Source organism: Cohnella silvisoli (assembly GCF_021190915.1).
GTDB classification, from domain to species: domain Bacteria; phylum Bacillota; class Bacilli; order Paenibacillales; family Paenibacillaceae; genus Cohnella; species Cohnella silvisoli.
In genome coordinates, this window is record NZ_JAIOAP010000001.1 from 847,088 (window position 1) to 867,183 (window position 20,096).

General features: G+C 52.3%; 17 protein-coding genes. 14 read left to right on the top strand and 3 right to left on the bottom strand.

Features of this window, described 5'->3' with window-relative positions; translation table 11 throughout:
- Positions 1–69: 69 nt before the first annotated feature.
- The 5 genes from K7P76_RS03505 to K7P76_RS03525 all read left to right on the top strand — a co-directional run bounded on the left by K7P76_RS03505 (position 70) and on the right by K7P76_RS03525 (position 4,787).
- Positions 70–1,164, top strand: a complete 1,095-nt coding sequence (locus K7P76_RS03505; protein WP_232183396.1) for a GntR family transcriptional regulator — start codon at positions 70–72, stop codon at positions 1,162–1,164.
- A gap of 108 nt (positions 1,165–1,272) precedes the next feature.
- Entirely contained in the window at positions 1,273–1,983 is a 711-nt protein-coding gene (gene araD / locus K7P76_RS03510; protein ID WP_304518382.1) for an L-ribulose-5-phosphate 4-epimerase, read from the top strand.
- Positions 1,984–2,045: 62 nt separating this feature from the next.
- Positions 2,046–3,719 (top strand): ribulokinase, encoded by a 1,674-nt coding sequence (locus K7P76_RS03515; protein ID WP_232183397.1) that lies wholly within the window; start codon positions 2,046–2,048, stop codon positions 3,717–3,719.
- Positions 3,720–3,930: 211 nt separating this feature from the next.
- Positions 3,931–4,440, top strand: a complete 510-nt coding sequence (locus tag K7P76_RS03520) for a DUF6147 family protein (protein WP_232183398.1) — start codon at positions 3,931–3,933, stop codon at positions 4,438–4,440.
- Positions 4,440–4,787 carry an Ig-like domain-containing domain gene (locus K7P76_RS03525; protein WP_232183399.1) on the top strand — a complete coding sequence of 116 codons (348 nt, stop codon included), beginning with the start codon at positions 4,440–4,442 and terminating at the stop codon, positions 4,785–4,787. Before K7P76_RS03520 ends, K7P76_RS03525 begins: the two co-directional genes overlap by 1 nt.
- An 83-nt stretch (positions 4,788–4,870) precedes the next feature.
- Here the strand turns inward: K7P76_RS03525 and K7P76_RS03530 are convergent, their stop codons facing one another.
- On the bottom strand, positions 4,871–5,665 hold the full coding sequence (locus tag K7P76_RS03530; protein ID WP_232183400.1) for a DUF4367 domain-containing protein: 795 nt from the start codon (positions 5,663–5,665) through the stop codon (positions 4,871–4,873).
- Positions 5,658–6,233, bottom strand: a complete 576-nt coding sequence (locus K7P76_RS03535) for an RNA polymerase sigma factor (RefSeq protein WP_232183401.1) — start codon at positions 6,231–6,233, stop codon at positions 5,658–5,660. Before K7P76_RS03535 ends, K7P76_RS03530 begins: the two co-directional genes overlap by 8 nt.
- Positions 6,234–6,575: 342 nt before the next feature.
- On the opposite strand from K7P76_RS03535, the gene K7P76_RS03540 reads away from it, so the two are divergent.
- On the top strand, positions 6,576–7,073 hold the full coding sequence (locus K7P76_RS03540) for a TVP38/TMEM64 family protein (protein ID WP_309244724.1): 498 nt from the start codon (positions 6,576–6,578) through the stop codon (positions 7,071–7,073).
- Positions 7,074–7,264: 191 nt separating this feature from the next.
- Here the strand turns inward: K7P76_RS03540 and K7P76_RS03545 are convergent, their stop codons facing one another.
- Positions 7,265–8,572 carry a hypothetical protein gene (locus K7P76_RS03545; protein WP_232183402.1) on the bottom strand — a complete coding sequence of 436 codons (1,308 nt, stop codon included), beginning with the start codon at positions 8,570–8,572 and terminating at the stop codon, positions 7,265–7,267.
- Between the two features lie 377 nt (positions 8,573–8,949).
- Here K7P76_RS03545 and K7P76_RS03550 point away from each other — a divergent pair, with 377 nt between their 5' ends.
- The 8 genes from K7P76_RS03550 to K7P76_RS03585 all read left to right on the top strand — a co-directional run bounded on the left by K7P76_RS03550 (position 8,950) and on the right by K7P76_RS03585 (position 20,081).
- Positions 8,950–9,978, top strand: coding sequence for a LacI family DNA-binding transcriptional regulator (locus K7P76_RS03550; protein WP_232183403.1), 1,029 nt, complete (start codon positions 8,950–8,952; stop codon positions 9,976–9,978).
- Positions 9,979–10,106: 128 nt separating this feature from the next.
- A complete protein-coding gene (locus tag K7P76_RS03555; protein ID WP_232183404.1) occupies positions 10,107–11,480 on the top strand; it encodes an ABC transporter substrate-binding protein in 1,374 nt (457 codons plus the stop codon).
- 213 nt (positions 11,481–11,693) lie between these two features.
- Positions 11,694–12,593, top strand: a complete 900-nt coding sequence (locus tag K7P76_RS03560; RefSeq protein WP_232183405.1) for a carbohydrate ABC transporter permease — start codon at positions 11,694–11,696, stop codon at positions 12,591–12,593.
- On the top strand, positions 12,583–13,410 hold the full coding sequence (locus K7P76_RS03565; protein WP_232183406.1) for a carbohydrate ABC transporter permease: 828 nt from the start codon (positions 12,583–12,585) through the stop codon (positions 13,408–13,410). Before K7P76_RS03560 ends, K7P76_RS03565 begins: the two co-directional genes overlap by 11 nt.
- 28 nt (positions 13,411–13,438) lie before the next feature.
- On the top strand, positions 13,439–14,530 hold the full coding sequence (locus K7P76_RS03570) for a Gfo/Idh/MocA family protein (RefSeq protein ID WP_232183407.1): 1,092 nt from the start codon (positions 13,439–13,441) through the stop codon (positions 14,528–14,530).
- The gene (locus tag K7P76_RS03575) at positions 14,527–15,267 is read left to right on the top strand and encodes a ThuA domain-containing protein (protein ID WP_232183408.1); all 741 of its coding nucleotides are present in this window, start codon (positions 14,527–14,529) and stop codon (positions 15,265–15,267) included. The genes K7P76_RS03570 and K7P76_RS03575 overlap by 4 nt, the downstream gene beginning before the upstream one ends.
- Positions 15,268–15,698: 431 nt before the next feature.
- The gene (locus tag K7P76_RS03580; RefSeq protein ID WP_232183409.1) at positions 15,699–16,670 is read left to right on the top strand and encodes a peptidylprolyl isomerase; all 972 of its coding nucleotides are present in this window, start codon (positions 15,699–15,701) and stop codon (positions 16,668–16,670) included.
- Positions 16,671–16,814: 144 nt separating this feature from the next.
- Positions 16,815–20,081 (top strand): TIM-barrel domain-containing protein, encoded by a 3,267-nt coding sequence (locus K7P76_RS03585; protein WP_232183410.1) that lies wholly within the window; start codon positions 16,815–16,817, stop codon positions 20,079–20,081.
- Positions 20,082–20,096 lie beyond the last annotated feature (15 nt).

Sequence of the window (20,096 nt, forward strand, 5' to 3'; positions counted from 1 at the left end):
TTCTATGCTATAATGTCATTAACTATTTTCGAGCAATGCCATGTACAGTTTGAGTTGGAGGTGCCATCCATGAACGCCCAATCGCCGAAATACTTACAGCTAAAGGAAGAAATATTGTCATGGATTGCCGGCGGGCGTTATCGTCCGGGGGACAAGCTGCCGTCCGAGAACGAGCTCGCGGAGCAATTCTCGTTAAGCCGGCAGACGGTGCGCCAATCGATCGGGGAGCTCGTCCAAGAAGGCTGGCTCACCCGCGAGCAAGGCAAAGGGACATTCGTCAGCAGATTATCGGCAGACCGTCGAAGCTCCTCGGGAAACCGCACCGTAGGCATCATTACGACATCGATATCCGATTATATTTTTCCGTCCATTGTTAGGGGCGTTGAAGCGGCTTTGAAAAATAAAGGATACCGCCTGCTTCTATCGAGCACGGACCATCGCAAGGACCGGGAGCGGGAAAGCTTGGAAATGATGCTGAGCCATTCGGTTTGCGGGCTTATCGTAGAACCGACCAAGAGCGCCGAGGGCAATCCCAACTTCGATAATTATCTCGCCATTGAGGATCATGGCATTCCGATGCTGATGATTAACGAATCTTATCCGGATTTGGAATACCCGAGCGTAAGAGTGGATGACGATGCCGGCGGGCTTATGGCCGCGAATTACGTACTTGAGTTGGGGCACCGAAGGGTTGCGGGGTTTTTCAAGACGGACGACCTGCAAGGAGTACGGCGGATGAAAGGTTTCATTCGCGCCTGCCGGGAATATCATCTCCCGGCGGATGCCAGCACGATCATACGGTACTCCACCGAGGATAAAGGGGAGCGTCCGCAAAGCATGCTCCGAGAGCTGCTTACATCCGAGTCCCCTCCAACGGCGATCGTATGCTATAACGACCAATTGGCCGTATCTCTGTTAGATACGATTAGGGACTTGGGTTTACGCATACCGGAGGATCTCTCGATTATCGGGTATGACGATTCGTTCCTCGCGACGGCAACCGAGATCAAGCTGACGACGATTGAACATCCGAAGTCGGCGTTGGGCGAGAAAGCCGCGACTCTACTCATTGAGCAATTGGAGAAGGGGACGATTCCGCCGAACAAAGAGACGCTGTACCCGCCGAAACTAATCGTTCGCCAATCCACGATGGAGTATCGTTAAGCAAACTATCGACACACCTGTACGTACAAGTGTATAATAAGGGCTGTGTAAAGCGGTTTCCGTAACGTCGTCGGAGAGCGATCGATCTAGTGGAAGGACGTGTTTTGCTTGTTGGAACAACTTAAGGAAAACGTTTGTCGCGCCAATGCGGAGCTGCCCAAATACGGGCTAGTTACGTTCACTTGGGGCAACGTGAGCGGTTATGACCGACAGTCCGGCCTTATGGTCATTAAGCCAAGCGGCGTGCCTTACGAGGAATTAAAGCCGGAACAAATGGTCGTCGTAGATTTGGAAGGCAACGTCGTGGAAGGGACCATGCGTCCTTCATCCGATACGCCCACCCACCTCGTGCTCTATCGTTCTTTTCCGAATATCGGCGGCATCGTGCATACGCACTCGCAGTGGGCAACGATTTGGTCGCAAGCCGGTCAAGCAATTCCCGCCCTCGGTACGACGCAGGCCGATTATTTCTATGGAACGATTCCCTGTACACGGCCGATGACGGACGCGGAAATCAAAGGGGCCTACGAAGCGGAAACCGGGAATGTAATCGTCGAGACATTCCGCGGTATAAACCCGGATCGGGTGCCCGGCGTGCTTGTGAACAGCCATGCGCCGTTCGCTTGGGGCAAAGACGCGATGGATGCGCTGCACAACGCGGTCGTGCTTGAGGAAGTCGCGAAAATGGCTTACCACACCCGACAATTGAATGCCGGCATTCCTTCGATGAATCAAGCGCTTCTGGACAAACATTACTTACGCAAACATGGCGAGAATGCTTATTATGGTCAGCCTGGAGATACGGATACGAAGCATTAACGTTTAGGCATTATCCATCCATCCATCCATCCATCCATTCATTCATTAGGAGGTTTCCATTCATGAGTCACAAATACGCTATCGGCGTTGATTACGGTACTCAGTCCGGCCGGGCGGTTCTCGTCGATCTGTACAATGGGTTTGAGGTAGCCGATCACGTTACCCCTTATCCGCACGGCGTTATCGACGAGAAGCTTCCGACTTCCGGTCAGGCATTGGAGCATGATTGGGCTTTGCAGCATCCGGACGACTACCTGGAAGTATTGCGCCGTTCGGTGCCCGAAGTACTGAAGCAATCCGGTATTGACCCTTCCGATGTTATTGGATTGGGAATCGATTTTACGGCATGTACGATGCTGCCCGTAGACGAGAATGGCGTTCCTCTTTGCTTTAAGCCGGAGTGGGCCGATAACCCGCACGGATGGGTTAAGCTATGGAAGCATCATGCGGCTCAGGACGAAGCCGACCGTTTGAACGCGATCGCCGCGGAGCGTAGAGAGAAGTTTCTTCCCCGCTACGGCGGGAAAATTTCCTCCGAATGGATGATCGCGAAGGTGTGGCAGATTGCGAACGAAGCGCCGGACGTCTACGATGCAACCGACTTGTTTACGGAAGCGACCGATTGGGTTATCTCCCAACTGACGGGAAATTTCGTCCGCAATAGCTGTACCGCAGGATATAAGTCAATCTGGCATAAGCAAGACGGTTATCCAAGCAAACAATTCTTTAAAGCATTGGATCCGCGATTGGAAAATCTGACGGAGACGAAGCTGAGAGGAGACATCGTGGCGCTGGGCACGAAGGCGGGCGAATTGACCGAGGCGATGGCGAAGCTGACGGGGTTAAACGCGGGCATAGCTATTGCGGTCGGTAATGTGGATGCGCATGCCGCGGTTCCAGCCGTCGGAGTGGTCACGCCGGGCAAACTCGTCATGGCGATGGGGACCTCTATTTGCCATATGCTGCTCGGAACGGAAGAAGTGGAAGTCGAAGGCATGTGCGGAGTCGTCGAGGACGGGATTATCCCTGGATATCTCGGCTACGAAGCCGGACAGTCTGCCGTTGGCGACATCTTCGAATGGTTCGTGGAGGAAGCGGTGCCGGCTTACGTGAAGGAATCGGCGGAAAAGGCTGGCGTTGGCGTTCATCAATGGCTGACGGAACGCGCCGCGGCTTATAAGCCGGGAGAAACGGGCTTGCTTGCGCTTGATTGGTGGAACGGGAACCGCTCCGTTCTCGTGGATACGAATTTAACGGGCGTTATCGTAGGATATAGCTTGCTGACCAAACCGGAAGAAGTCTATCGTACTTTGCTGGAATCAACGGCATTCGGTACTCGCAAAATCATCGATGCCTTCCACAGCAACGGAGTACCGGTGGATGAAGTTTATGCTTGCGGAGGACTGCCGCAGCGCAATCATCTGCTTATGCAAATCTACGCGGACGTCACGAACCGTGAAATCAAAATCGCGGATTCCAAGCAGACGCCTGCCATCGGAGCCGCGATGTTCGGAGCCGTCGCGGCCGGAAGCGCCAAAGGCGGCTACGACAGCGTAGTGGACGCGGCCAAAGCGATGGCTCGCGTACGCGAGGATACGTTCAAGCCGATCCCGGAAAATGTAGCGATCTATGAGAGGTTGTACCGGGAGTACAGCGAACTGCACGACTACTTCGGCCGCGGCGCCAATGACGTGATGAAGCGACTGAAAGCGTTGAAGGACGAAGCATCGCATTAATGAATTGAATAGTAACCAAGGCTGTCCCGCGAGCGATTTATTTGAGGGGGCAGCCTTTTTGCGTGGAGAAAATCGGCTTTTGAACGTTATGAATTATCGGTTCTGCAAAAAAACAAAAAAAATAATAAATTTGTCGAAATTTGTTGCAACGTTTTTCGTTCTCGCGTGTGTATAGGGTGTACAACTACGATAAAAGGATGGTGGATCATTTATGAGCAAAAGTTTATTGGGGAAATGGGCATTAGGTTTAATCGCAGTTTTGTTCGCAATTGGCGGAGTGGGCGGATATTCGAATGGAGCAGCCAACGCTGCGGGGACTGCTTCCGAAACTGCTTCTGTTGCCCAGCCGATGGCACTTACTTCGGCGCCGCCAGCCGAATCGTTCAGCGTCTTTAACCCGAATCACCTGTATTTAGACTCGGGAACAAGTTCAATCTCTGCTTCGTCCGGGTCGGTCACTGTCTCTGGATCAACTACGGCAAATCAGGTCGTGGATTCGATCGGAGTCACCTTTTACGTGCAGAAGTGGAATGGCACCTCATGGGAGACGGTTGGATCCGGATCCACGGTCGGAGGCAATCAGCTTAGCGTTTATAGCAACTCATTCGGCAAATCCGTTACTGCGGGATACTATTATCGGGGTCGAACGATACACTGGGTTATCGAGAACGGTGTTTATGAGGAAGGCGAACGTTTTACCAATTCGGTGCTCGGAATATAATGGAGATCTTGCACGATTGGATTAAGGAGACACATCCCCAGCCGGAAGCTAGAGGGATCCCTGAAGACACGTTAATCTCCATCATCTTTAACCAAGATATTAATCGCAATACGTTAAACACTCGCAATATTTTGATCTTGGACGGCAATCGCGGAGGCCGATTAATTTCCAATCGCTTCTTGTACCGCTATGATGCCGATTTTAGGACGCTGACTATTTATTTGAAGGATGACGCTGAGCGACCTGGCTCCAACAATACGATCGAAATCATCCTTACGGGCAGAATTGCGAATTATCAGAACAACAGGATGGAAATTCCGTTTCACTTCCGGTTTGCGACTCGGTGAGAAATGGAAACCTGCGGCGCGCAGCGCGACTACAAGAAATAAAGGTTGGCCGGAATAGCCCGGACCAACCTTTATTTTGTTCATTATTCGTACATTTCCTCGTACATTCGGATCAACTCATCGCTAGGTACGATGCCGCTCATGTTAACATGGAGTCCGCCCGCTATGGTCTCTAGCGAGCTGCTGCCGTTAGTCGCGGTAGTTAAGACGGCGGGAGCGTTGCTTAGTTGTATTTTTTTGACGGTGACGCCTTCCTCGACCGTGTTCGTCCCTAGTCCCGAATTGGGCTTCATCTTTTGCAAGGACACGTTCATGATCTTTTGCTTATCGTTTAAGAATTGGTAAATAATATGATCGGATTTCTCTTTTCCGTTGTAAAAGTAGACTTGCGCTTGGTTGAAGGAATAACCCGTCGGAATGAAGCGGAATACAGGTACCCGGATGGATAACAGCTTGCTTGCTTGGATTTCCGTTACGATTGCCGTATAGGTAAAATCATTCACCTTTTCGATATTCAAGCCTTGGGCGAAATCCGGAGGCTGCTGCGTCTTCGCATTGGAAGTATCCGTATCCTTGGCTCTGCCGTAGAAGAAGCTCATGAATCCCGAAGGGTATTCTTTGAGCGTGGCATACAGAGGTTCAATGGCTCTCGCTGCCTGCGTATTGCCGAATATAACTGCGCCAATCAAGAGAGAGGCGGCCACGACCGCAAGCTTCGATAACTTGGAGCGAATTCCTTTTCTCGTGCGCTGCGAGTTTAACTTTTGCTGTACCCGCATCCAAGATGGGCGGTGGTCGACGAAATCCTCATCATGGATCTGCTTGGCCGATACTTCAAAAGCGGCATCGAACAACCGATTGAATTGCGCGTCATTCATTCCGATCCCCCCAATCCTTGAACAATTTTCTTTTTAGATATGTCCGTGCGCGGTGCAGCTTGTGCCGAACGGCATTTTCCGTATCTTGAGTTTCGACCGCGATTTCCTTGTAGGATAAGCCCTTTTTCCACTTCAGCTCGATGATGGCGCGTTGTTCGGGTTTCATTGCGAGCAAGTGTTGGGAAATTTGTTCTTCCAGAGATTTGGTTTCGACTTCCTGCTCGACCGACACGGCTGCGACTTGCGTAATCGAACCGATGTCCCACTTGGAGTCCAAGCTAATATCGTGACGTGTTTTTTGTCTTTTGCGGATATGGTTGATCGTGAAGTTTCTGGCGACGACCTTGATCCAGGCTTTCATATGCTCCTCATTCTCAACCTCCGGGCTTTTCTTTAGCGTGGTCAAGAAGGTCTCTTGAATGATATCTTCCGTAGTTGAATGATCGTTTATCATATATAGGATGGGTTTATAGAGAAAGTGGTAAAACTCGCGATAAATCTCTTCCTGCAGCGTTTGGTTTAACATATGGAAATTCGAATTAAGCAGAAGGAGCAAATTTTTTTGCATGTGCAGGACTCACCCTATTCTGACGGCAGGATTTCAAAGAAGTGTTATAAGAACCTTCTTCCAGTGTAGTCGAAATGATAAGGCTAGAGAAGTTACATTTTTAAAAATTTTTACTAGTTAAAACGACTTGGTGTTAATAGAAGTGGAAATTCTGTTAAAGATGGCGATAAATCAATAGTATAATGCTGAAGTATGTATGGGAATCGTGGAAGGGGTTTGTCTAATTGCGTCTTTCAGCACTTTGGAAAATAGCGGCTGCGGCAGTCGTCGTGGCCGTATTGCTATGGTTTGATTTCAAATATTTGAAAGTGAATCCGGAATCGATTCGTACTTCCGGCGTCTATTTTGTCGATGGCGGGAGGGCTGGCGTTCGGAACATGGATGGGGATGCTGTACACGGTTGTCGGCGCGGTTACGGGAGCGGTCTTGTCCTTCTTGGTGGCAAGGAGAATCGGAGGGGGATTTTTCCGGGGAAAAGAAGATCCAAGGTTAGCTAAAATAGAACGTGCGATGGAGAAGAGAGGGTTTATGATGGTGCTCCTGCTGCGAATCGCACCTTTCGTCCCCTTCGACTTGGTCAGTTATGCCGCCGGAGTCGCGCGTGTACCGTTGCGGGCGTTTCTGCCCGCAACGGTTATCGGAACGCTTCCGGGTACTTTTGCTTACAACTTTATAGGCGCAAGCTTAACCAAGGGCAGCTGGCGACAATTTCTGATCGCCGGATGCGTATTTGCCGTCGCGCTATCGGTTCCGTTCCTGCTCCGAAGCAAAGTGGAGCAGGAAGTGGAAGAGACGCGGACAGGTCAGAGAGGAATCGGCACGGATCCTGTAAATGAATAGAAGAGCTCTAGGCTGATAAAGCTTCCGGGTTCCGCGGGAAAATTAAGCAGCGTTTGCGGAATTACCCGTCCATTGTAACGAAGGTGAACCTCGATATTGCCTACAATAGAAATTCCGGCTACGTTACGGATAAATCCTGCCGGTCCGAAGCCGACAAGACCAGTCGGAAACGGCGGCGGGAATGGTCCAGGTCAGGGCATCATCCCTCTGGGTCCGCTCGTTCCGGGCATCATACCGCCGGGTCCGGGCATCATACCGCCGGGTCCGGGCATCATACCGCCGGGTCCGGGCATCATACCGCCGGGTCCAGGCATCATACCGCCGGGACTGGGCATCATACCGCCCGGTCCGGGCATCATACCGCCGGGTCCGGGCATCATACCGCCGGGTCCGGGCATCATACCACCGGGTCCGGGCATCATACCGCCGGGTCCGGGCATCATACCACCGGGTCCGGGCATCATGCCTCCGGGACCGGGCATCATACCACCCGGTCCGGGCATCATACCGCCGGGTCCGGACATCATACCGCCCGGTCCGGGCATCATACCACCGGGTCCGGGCATCATTCCGCCGGGTCCGGGCATCATGCCTCCGGGTCCGGGCATCATACCGCCGGGTCCGGGCATCATACCGCCGGGTCCGGGCATCATACCGCCCGGTCCGGGCATCATACCGCCGGGTCCGGGCATCATACCGCCGGGTCCGGGCATCATACCGCCGGGTCCGGGCATCATACCGCCGGGTCCGGGCATCATACCGCCGGGTCCGGGCATCATACCGCCGGGTCCAGGCATCATACCCCCCGGTCCGGGCATCATACCGCCGGGTCCGGGCATCATACCACCGGGTCCGGGCATCATACCGCCCGGTCCGGGCATCATGCCACCGGGTCCAGGCATCATACCGCCGGGTCCAGGCATCATACCGCCGGGTCCAGGCATCATACCGCCGGGTCCGGGCATCATACCGCCGGGTCCGGGCATCATACCGCCGGGTCCGGGCATCATACCGCCGGGTCCGGGCATCATACCACCCGGTCCAGGCATCATACCACCCGGTCCAGGCATCATACCACCCGGTCCAGGCATCATGCCTCCGGGTCCGGGCATCATACCACCCGGTCCAGGCATCATACCACCCGGTCCAGGCATCATACCACCCGGTCCAGGCATCATGCCTCCGGGTCCGGGCATCATACCACCCGGTCCACCCGGTCCGGGCATCATACCTCCCGGTCCCCCCAACAAGCCACCGAGGAGTCCTCGTTCTTGCGGAAATACCCACCAAGGAATCGAATGTGTCGTATAGGCTGGTTGCTCCTCATTCTGATGTAAGTGGACAATTTCGCTTTTAGCAGAATCTTTTTTATTTTTGCTGGAAGCGGATTTAGGTTGAGCTTGGGAAGATGAGGCTTGGCGGGATGAAAGTTTGGCTTTAGGATCTGCCGTTGATCTGCGCAACAGCGGTCTGGCATCCCCAGACCGTAATTTCGGCATCGTTGTTCCTCCTTTGCCTATAGGCATTTGACGATTAATGCAGGATATGCGCCCATCCGGTTTCAGGTGCAACGCATAACGGACCACAATCGAAACCCGGCAACCCGCATATCTTTTTTCTATTAGCTAAGCAGAATCATTTATCCGTTCAAAGTACACCAAAAGCAGGTTACGCTTAGGGTTTTAACGTTGTTAACTAGCTATTTTAAGCCTGTTAGTTAATCGATTAAACCATAATGTCCTAATTTTAACGAAAAAAACTTCTTGTAATCGCTTTATTTCCGTCATATAATCACCTCATAAGGTTAAGCGTTTAAGTAACGTAATCAACGAAATACACGCTAAAGAGCGACAATTACTCGAAGCAGGTGACGATCATGAAACGCATTACCATTCGGGACGTGTCGGTTAAAGCCGGAGTCTCGACCGCGGCGGTGTCCTACGTGTTGAACGGCCGAGAAGGGAAGGTTTCTCCTGAAACCGTTCTCAAAGTGCGCCGCGCCGCAGAAGAGCTCAACTACATTCCCGATTTCTCGGCGCGGAGCCTGGTCAATAACAAATCGAAGCTTATAGGCGTCGTTATTCCTCAGACGGAAGATAGGAAGCAACTGCTTCTGCAAAACCCTTTTTACTCGGAGCTAATTTGCGGAATCGAAGCCAGGCTGCGTCAATCCGGCTACCATATGATTCTTTCCGGGGTCGAGAAAGGGGAAGGTTACCTGGACACGTCAATGCAACGAAATCTAGACGGGGCGATCATCACGGGAATATATCAGGAAAGCTTCTACGAGGATCTGAAGAAAGTAAGGATGCCGATTGTGCTGATCGACAGCTACATTTACGATAGCCATTTCCATGTTGTCGGCATCGACGACGAGCTAGGCGGTTATATGGCGACTAAGCATTTTATCGATAATGGTCATACGAACATCGCGCTCGTGACGGGGTTGATCCGGAAGGACGGAGTCGTGGAGAAACGGTTTCTCGGCTACAAGCGCGCGCTTAAGGAAGCTGGCCTTTTTTATCATCCGGATTATGTGTTCGAGCATTCGGTCACCTACGAATACGGGCAGGAAGCAGCGCATCTCATTGCGGCTAAGCACCCGGAAATTACGGCGGTGTTCGCGACGAGCGATTTAATGGCTATGGGCGTGATGCGAGGTTTAAGAGATGCAGGCAAGCAGGTGCCCGAGCATGTATCCGTTATCGGCTTCGACGATATATCCGTCGCCCGAATGAGCACTCCTCCGCTTACGACGATTATGCAAGATACGATCGCCAGAGGAATTACCGCCGCGGACCGCCTGCTGACGGCGATCGGAAACACCGATGGAGAACTTCCGGCGGAGCCGACGATTATGCCGCTTACGCTCGTTGATCGCGACACGGTTCGCAAGCTGACATAATGAATAGAAGGGTAACATATGTACATTCTGTTAGGGAGGTGGTCGGGTCAACGGTGTGCCGGAAGATTGACGATAGGCCTTAACTTAAGAAAGACCGGAAGCTCACATTCAATAAGGAGAGGGTTCGAATGTTGAAAAAAAGCGGGGTATTCCTGCTAATCGCCATTATGGTCATTATTAGCGCATGCGGGTCGAACAAAGGAAATAACGCGGAAAGCTCCGCGCCGGCATCATCCGCTTCGCCATCGGAGTCGGCATCGCCGTCTCCATCGGAATCCGCGTCGGAATCTCCATCGGATTCTCCGTCGCCATCCAAGGAGCCCGTCACGATCAAGTTTCTGACTTATACCGCTAACGGCCAAGAGGAAACGCTGAAAGCGATGGTCGAAGCATTCCAAGCTAAAAATCCGGACGTCACCGTGGACTATGAGGTCGTTCCTTACGCGGATTATGACACGAAGCTGACCACGCTATTAGCGAGCGGCAGCGAGCCGGATATCTACGAAGTCGGATACGAGAACTTCAGAAAGTACGCGGCCAAAGACTTGTTGCTTGATCTGTCGCCGATTATTGCCGCCGATACGACGTTTAATCCGGGCATCTACAAGAAACTGGCTTACGACGCGTTTAACTACAATGGCAAGCAAATGGGCGTTACGGAAAGCTTCTCCGACGTCGTTCTGTACTACAACAAAGACCTGTTCGACGCTAAGGGAGTTAAATACCCCGATGCTTCTTGGACTTGGAAGGAAGAACTGGAAGCGGCCAAGAAATTGACCGATCCTAAAGCCGGCGTTTGGGGAACTTACGCGCCGATTCAATTCTACGAATTCTACAAAACGATCACGCAAAACGGCGGGGGAGTGTTCGATGCCAACGGCAAACCTACGTTAAATAGCAAGGCTAACGTGGATGCGCTGCAATGGATGATCGACAAAGCCAGCAAATACAAAGTTTCGCCGGCGCTGAACGATGATACGTTTAACCAGCCGGATGCCGACTTGAACGCTTTCGTAGCCGGCAAAATCGCTATGGTACGTTTTGGAATATGGAATTTCGGCAGATTCAAGGATGCGCCGTTCAAATGGGACATCGCGCTTGAGCCGGGCAACACGCAGAAAGCCCATCATTTCTTCGCGGACGGTCTCGTCGCATCCAAGAACACGAAGCAATCCGAAGCGGTATGGAGATTCCTGAAGTTCTTCACCAGCGATCCGGATTCGGTCAGTAAACGGATCGCCGCTGGCTGGAGCGTGCCTGCGGTTGCCGACGACGCGGTACTTGATGCTTACTACAAGCAAACGCCGCCGGAATCGAAGAAAATCGTTATCGAAGCGCTGGATTCTCTCGTGCTTCCGCCGGTCGGTCCTAAGCCGGAGAAATGGGGAGAGCTTCAAAGCGCCGTGACAGAACAACTGGATAAAGCGAAGCTCGGCCGCGTTAGCGTTCAGAAGGCTCTCGACAGCGCGCAGAAGAGCGTTGAAGACCTGCTAAGCAAATAACCCATCCTCACCCGATTTATCCAGTTTGATTGTGCCGATGTCGGGACCGGCTCTTGATCCGAGTGAATCCGGTTCCGGCACGCGGGCTATGCGGGAGATGGGACAATTGTATTCGCGTACAATGATCCCGTCTCTCTTATTGTATAACCTTGTCGATATTTCGTATATACGGTCAGGTTATTTGTTTAAGTTCCGCGCCTTAGAGAAAGGAACATGCGAATGGTTGGACAACGCAAGTGGAGCCGCAGAATGGCAGCCTTCGTTTTCTTGCTGCCCGCCCTCCTCGGTTTAATCGCGTTTCAACTTCTGCCGATGGTGTCTTCGATTTTCATCAGCTTCTCGGACTGGGATCTGCTCAGTAAATGGACTCAAATTCATTTTATCGGCTGGGATAATTACGCGGAAGTATTCAACAACGAGAAATCGTACACGTCCATCAAGAACGTCTTTATTTTCCTTGTCGGCTACATGCCGATCATCACGATGCTAGGCATTTTCTTCGCTGTCGTACTGAACAGAAACATCCGCGGCATCAAGTTTTATCGTGCGGCTGTTTTCGTTCCGGTCATCACCTCATGGGTTGCCGTTTCGATCGTATGGCGGTGGCTGTTGAACGGACAAAGCGGGATGATCAACTACCTGCTGTCATTGGTCGGTATTCAAGGGCCGATATGGTTGCAGGATGATCATTGGGCGATGGTAGCGATCATTGCGGTAACGATATGGAAAGACATCGGGTTCGTCTCTATCATCTTGTTGGCGGGCTTGCAGGACATTTCCGAAGACTATTACGAGGCGGCGAACTTGGACGGGGCTTCCGCTTGGAACAAACTATGGCGGATTACGATTCCGCTCCTGTCGCCGACGTTGTTTTTTATTATTACGATATCGCTCATTAATTCTTTCCAAGTGTTCGATCAGGTGTTGATTATGACGAACGGCGGTCCGGCCGGGGCAACCAGCACGATCGTCGAGCAAGTATACCGGAATGCGTTCCAATTTAATAAAATGGGCTTTGCCGCAGCGCAATCCTGGGTGCTCTTCGTAATCATCTTCTCCGTGACAATGGTCATGCAATGGCTGCAACGGAGGTGGGTCGTCTATGAGAGATAAGAATACGATCATTAAAAACGGCTTGACTCACCTATTCCTGATCGCGGATTCGGTCGTGCTTGTGTTTCCGTTTATTTGGATGCTGTCCGGAGGATTCAAGGATAGTCTCGAAGTCGTCAAGATGCCGCCGCAGCTTCTGCCGTCCCATTGGAATTTCGATAACTTCAGGCAGATCGAGAAGTTTTTTCCCGTATACCGATTTTTGTTAAATAGCGTCGGCGTTGCAATCGTGACGACCTTCCTCCAATTGCTTATTTGCGCAATGGCGGCATACGTCTTCGCCAAAATTTCGTTCAAGGGCCGGCATGCGGTGTTCATCGTATTTCTCACGACGATGATGATTCCGGCTCAAGTCACGTTGGTGCCGCTATTCATCCTATTCTCGCAAACGAATTTGATCGACACTTATGCAGGCTTGATTTTGCCGGGGATATTCAGTGCATACGGTACTTTCTTGCTGCGCCAAAATATAATGACGATACCGAACGAGCTGCTTGAGGCGGCGTTCATGGACGGAGCTTCTTATTACCGGGTGTTCTGGAAAGTTATTTTGCCGCTGATCAAACCGACGCTTGCCGCATTGATCATATTTGCTTTCATGAGCTCGTGGAACAGCTTTCTGTGGCCGCTCATCGCGACCAACAGCAAAGAGCTTATGACATTGCCGCTCGGTCTTAGTAAGCTGCAAGGCAAGTGGTCAACCGAATGGAACCTTCTTATGGCGGGCAACGTCATCAGCTTCGTGCCGATATTCGTCGTATATCTGTTTGCTCAGCGTTATTTCATCAAAGGAATGACGATGACTGGAATTAAATAAGCCTTCGATAAAGGGAGCAATTACAATCATGAAAAAAATACAACTAGGTCTTATCGGGCTTGGAGGAATGGCGTCCGTCCATGCCGAGCAGATCCTGAAAGTCGAAGGGGTATCCATTACGGCTATTTGCGACCGCGACGGCGACAAAGTGTCCGAATGGGGCGAGCGTCTTCGGATCGAATCAAGCTCACGGTACACCGATCACGAGGCGTTGATCAAGGATCCTAACATCGATGCCGTTATGTCCATAACGCCGAATAACGTGCATTACGAAATCATTCGCCTTTGTTTGATTCACGGCAAACCGATTATGACCGAAAAACCGTTCACGCGAACTTTCGCCGAGGCGAAAGCGCTGCTGGAACTGTCCAATAATTACGAGACTCCTTGCATGGTCGGTTTCTCTTACCGGTACGTCCCTTCGTTCCGGATGGCCCGGGATATGATTCGCAGCGGGAAAATCGGTCAGGTCCGTCACGTGTTCATCCAATATTTGCAGCAGTGGGGCGGTCCGGTATTCGAAACGAAGATGAGCTGGCGATTGGATCGGTCGGTTACCGGAACGGGTGCTCTTGGCGATCTCGGCTCGCATATGATCGATGCCGCGAGGTTTCTGGTCGGCGAGCCGGCCGAGCTGTCCGCGCTTATGAAGACATTGATATCTCAGCGCGAAGATCCGTCGACCGGACAACCGGTTGACGTGGACATCGATGACTTCGCCGCGTTCACGGCAATTTTGGAGCCGGGAATACCGGCTGTATTCCAAACGTCTCGCAACGCTTACGGCTCTCAGAACCAGTTCGAGATTTCCGTATATGGAGACAACGGCTCTTTGCATATGGATTGGGTACATGGCGACCATCTGACTTGGGTGCATCCGAACGAAGAGCGCAGCGAAGTAAGGGAGAAGATAGCCGTCCCTCAACGGTATAAGCTGCTGCAAATGCAGGATTTCGTCGATATGGTTCGGGGAACGACTCGCGAGGAGACGGCTACGCTGCGCGACGGGTATTTGAATCAGCGTGCGCTGGAGGCCGTAGAGCGATCATATGCGGAACGAAAAACAATCGTGCTGAATGAGATTGATGCGACATCGGATTCAATAGGAGTGAAGAAATGATGGGAAACAGAACGCCAAGAGTAACGATATGGAACGAATACCGCCATGAACGGGCGAAACCGGAAGTGGCTAAGGTGTATCCGGAAGGGATCCACCAAGCGCTGCGAAGCGGACTAACACCTTATGGCTTCGATATTCGGACGGCGACGTTGGATGAACCGGAGCACGGCCTTACCGAGAATGTCTTGAACGACACCGATGTTCTCTTGTGGTGGGGACATGGCGCGCATGATGAAGTCGATGATCGGATCGTCGACCGAGTTCGGGAGCGCGTCTTGCAGGGGATGGGCTTGATCGTCTTGCATTCCGCGCACTATTCCAAAATTTTCAAGAAGCTAATGGGTACATCCTGCGCGTTAAAATGGCGGGAGGCGGACGAGAAGGAACGGCTTTGGATCGTGAAGCCTGCCCATCCGATCGCTGCCGGTTTGCCGGAATACTTCGAGCTGGAACAGGAAGAAATGTACGGTGAGTTTTTCGATATTCCCGATCCGGAAGAACTCGTCATGGTGAGTTGGTTCGAAGGCGGAGAGGTGTTCCGCAGCGGCTGCACGTACACCCGGGGACAGGGCAAAATCTTTTATTTCCGCCCGGGGCACGAAACCTACCCCACTTATTACCGTGAACCCGTTGTGCGGATTATCGCCAATGCCATCCATTGGTCGGCAGCGGAACGGGGAGCCGCTCCCCAATTCGGCAACGCGAAACCGCTTGAAGCCATACGCGGACAAGGGTAATAACAACAATTTAACGGGATGGAGCAGGTCTACACTGCTTCGTCCCGTTTTTGCAATAACCTCGCTCTTATTAAACTCTCCCGACAGTCTTTGTCGATCGGTGGCGAATGATGGAGGTTGAAGGGAAAGGGAATTCGAACTTTCATCCTATTGTACGGGACTTAAATTAGATGTAAAATTTAGGTAAGTTAAACGCTTAACTATAATAAGTGCAATGTCGATAGACTGTCATGACGGAAATCGAAGTCGTTTGATCGATTTTTATGTCTCTATATAAGTAAGCGCTTTCAAGTATTTATGGGGTTCCGACGCGCGTAAAGCGCTTATATCCGAACCTGCCAAGCCGCATAAAATGAACTTGACCTTTAAGGAGGTGGTGCCGTCCAAACAAAGGTTGCGTCATATCTCACGCGCGAAAGGAGTGAAAACAGGTGAGGAAGCTGGTAGGTGCGTGTTTCTTGGCGGTACTGTTGATTGGCGGAGCCTCCGTTATTTACGCGATGTCGAGCAACGGGGGAAGCAATGTTGCAGCTACGGAGAAGGAAAGCATTCTCAACGGATCGGCGGCGACCGTGGGAAAAACGGAAATTACGAAAGCGGAGTTGTATGAGGCAATGCTCCGCAAGGACGGAGGGCAAACGCTGCAAGAAATGGTCATTCGAACGTTCGCCCACGAGCAAGCAACGGCCAAGCATCTCGTAGTCGGGACCGATGAACTGAAGGCGACTATGGATAAGGTTCGGAATTCGTTTCCTTCGGAAAAAGAGTTCCAAAGTTATTTACTGGACAACGGAATAGGAGAGGTGGAGTTCCGGGATCAAATCCGCATGCAGCTCGAAATCGAGAAGCTGTTCTCCGATCAGCTTCAGGTCGGCGATGAGCAGATCAGGCAATTTTACGAATTAAACGAAGCTTCTTTTCATCATCCGGAACAAGTACGCGTCTCTCACATTTTGGTGAAAACGAAGGAGAAAGCGGAGGAACTGCGCAAGGAGCTCGGGCGGGGAGCGGTTTTTGCCGAATTGGCCAAGCAGTTCTCGGCGGATGTTTCGACAAGAGAGAACGGCGGGGACTTGGGTTTCATTTCTGCGGGCCAAAGCGATCCCGCGATCGAGAAAGCGGCGCTCGGGCTTAAAGTCGGAGCTTACAGCGAGCCGGTCCAAACCGCGAACGGATATCACCTTGTTCTCGTTACGGACAAGCTGTCGGCAACGACGGAAACGGAGGAACAAGCAAAGGCGAGAATCGCCGAATTGCTTAAGCAGCAGAAATTGAACGAGCTTGTGCCCGCTTGGTTAGCCGAATTTACTTCCAGCGGGGAAGTACGCGTGCATATTCCGAATCCTAATCCGAATCCAAATCCGAAGCAGTCCGAAGCAACAAACGCCGTATCGGCGCAGTAAACGCGCATTGATCCGGGAGGGGAGGGATGCGATATGTAATATCGCAGGATCGACAATGCGAGGATGAGGTGAAGCGGACAAGCATCAATTCGAGCAAGCATCATCGCCATACGAAAAAACCATTTTGAGAGGGGAATACCTGTAATGAAACTTCGCTGGAAATCACGATGGATGTCGGCGTTTCTGGTTGCCTTGGCCTTGTTTATCGCCATGCCGGCCAGCGTGTTCGCGATCGACGGGGTTTACCATGCGCCATACGGTACCGACGACCTCTACGACGTACAAGTGACTGAACGTCTTCCGCGGGACCCGGTGGCCGGGGACACGGTGTACTTGAAGCTGACGACGTGGCCGATCGAAGCCGGACAAGCCACATGGATTACCTGGACGAAGAACGGGGTAACGCAAACGGTTATTAACGGCACGTGGAAATACAACAACGGCAACAACAGCTATTGGGAAGTCAACATGGGCAGCTTCAGCAAGGGAGATGCGGTCACCTACACGGTACACGCGAACAAGAGCGGTGCCAACGAGAAAACAATCGGGCCGTTCTCGTTCACGGTCACGGGATGGGAGTCGGTAGCCAGCATCAGCAGCTACACGAACTCGACGAACCACGTCGTCCTGAACGCCAGCCCGAACACGGGAACGATGTCGCCTAAAATCAACATCGCTTTTCAGGCGGACGACGTTTTCCGCGTGCAGCTATCGCCCAAAGGAACGGCGACTATGGCAACCGGCTTAAGCAATTATACTTTTGCCGATAACACGACTTATTACCTGATCAGCACAAGCGCATTGAAAATCCGCATCGACAAAAACCCGTATAAGATGAGCGTCTACAAGCCGGACGGTACGACGCTTATCGCGCGGGAGTACGACAGCACGGTCAACCGCAATATGGCATGGCTGACCGATGGCAGCAACATCATCGACAAAGTGCAGGATAACCTGTACTCTCCGACGTCGGAGCAGTTCTACGGTTTCGGGGAGCACTACAACAACTTCCAGAAACGCGGCTACGACGTGGACACTTACGTCTATAACCAGTACAAGAATCAGGGTAGCAAGACGTATATGTCCATCCCGTTTTTCGTTAATACGAACGGTTATGGCGTTTACGTCAATTCCACCTACTACTCCAAGTTCAAGCTGGCGACCGATCGGAGCGACATGTACAATTTCACCGTTAATACGAGCGGTGCGTCGACTTCGATGCTAGATTACTATTTCGTCTACGGAAGCAACGTGAAGGACGTAATATCGAATTATTCTGATCTGACCTACAAGCCAACGATGCTGCCGAAGTGGGCATTCGGCTTATGGATGTCCGCTAACGAATGGGACAGGCAGTCCGAAGTAACGACCGCTCTCAGCAATGCCAGCACGAACAACATTCCGGCAACGGCGGTCGTGCTGGAGCAGTGGAGCGACGAGAATACGTTCTATATTTTCAACGATGCGACTTATACTCCTAAGACGGGCAGCGCCGCATTCAGCTACAGCGACTTCACGTTCGGCACGAAGTGGCCTAATCCCGCTCAGATGGCAACCGACATTCACAATGCCGGGATGAAGCTGGTGCTGTGGCAAGTTCCGATCCAGAAGTACACGAACTATGCCTATACGCAGAAGGACAACGACGAGTCGTATATGATTTCCCAAGGGTACGCGGTCGGTGACGGTAACAGCGGGCAGTACCGTTTGCCTGCAGGCTCTTGGTTCGAGAACAGCTTGCTGCTTGATTTCACGAGCACGAGCGCCAAAAACTGGTGGATGTCCAAGCGCGCGTACTTGTTCGACGGCGTAGGCATCGACGGGTTCAAGACGGACGGCGGCGAGATGGTATGGGGACGCTGGCTGACCTTCAATAACGGCAAGAAGGGCGACGAAATGCGCAATCAATACCCGAACGACTACGTCGCCGCCTATAACGACTACGCGCATTCCAAGAAAGCGGATTCCGTCTCGTTTAGCCGTTCCGGCACGAGCGGCGCTCAGAAGAGCCAGATTTTCTGGGCGGGAGACCAAGAATCCACCTTCGGCGCATTCCGCGATGCCATGCATGCGGGCTTAACCTCCAGCATCTCCGGCGTTCCTTTCTGGAGCTGGGATTTGGCGGGATTCACGGGGGACACTTATCCTACGGCCGAGCTGTACAAGCGTTCGATCGAGATGGCGGCGTTCTCGCCGATCATGCAATTCCACTCGGAGAAATCGAACCCTAGCCCAAGCGAGGAACGTTCTCCTTGGAACGCGGCGACGCGGACGGGAGATTCCACCGTGCTGACGACTTCACAGAAATTCATTAACGCACGCATGAATCTGCTGCCTTATATCTACAGCGAAGCGAAGAAAACGAGCGACACCGGCATCCCGCTCATGCGGGCAATGGTCGTCGAGTATCCGGGGGATACGAGTACGTTCGGGCTGACCGAGCAGTATATGTTCGGAGACAACCTGCTCGTCGCACCGGTCGTCAATCAAGGCGAAACGAGCAAGAGCGTCTATCTTCCCGCCGGCGAGTGGACCGATTTCTGGTGGGGCGCGATGCGTCCGGGCAGCCAGACGATCAGCTATTATGCCAGCGTAGACGATATGCCTGTCTTTGCCAAAGCAGGCGCGATATTGCCGATGAACCTTAATAGCACTTATACGGTCGGCGGTACGATCGGCAACGACTTGACCAACTACACGAACTTGACGTTCCGCGTATTCCCGCAAGGGACAACCTCGTACAGTTGGTACGACGGTACAACGACACGCACGATTACGTCCACCGAAGAATACAACCTGGATAAAGTGACCGTGTCTGTGCCAGCGCTTACTGTCACAAGCACGCTGCAGGTTCTGACGAAGAAGCCGTCCTCCGTGACTAAGGACGGTTCGGGCCTGACGGAATACTCCAGCGTGAGCAGCTTAAGCAGCGCTTCGCAAGGGTGGTATTACGATTCGGCCGCTAAGCTGGCTTACGTGAAGATCAGCTCCGGCGTTTCCGCCCGTTCCGTCGTTCTGAACGGCGTGGATAAGAACGCGTACGAAGCGGAATTCGCTACCCTTAATGCCGTATCCACTAATACCAATCATACCGGTTACCTCGGAACCGGCTTCGTAGATGGGTTTGCTACCTCCGGCGACTCCGTGGAATTCCAGGTATACGCGCCATCTGCGGCTACGTATTCCATCGACGTCCGCTATAGCGCTGGCGGCGGAGCGGGTTCTCGTGCTATCTACAAGAACGGGGTGAAAGTAACCGATCTCAGCTTGTCGGCAACGACGAACTGGGATACGTGGAACACGGCAACGTTGTCCACCTCTTTGAACGCGGGCTTGAACACGATTCGCGTTCAGTACGATTCCGGCAACTCGACGGGCATCAATCTCGATAACGTTGGCATCCGTTGGTAATTCACCGGTTATAGG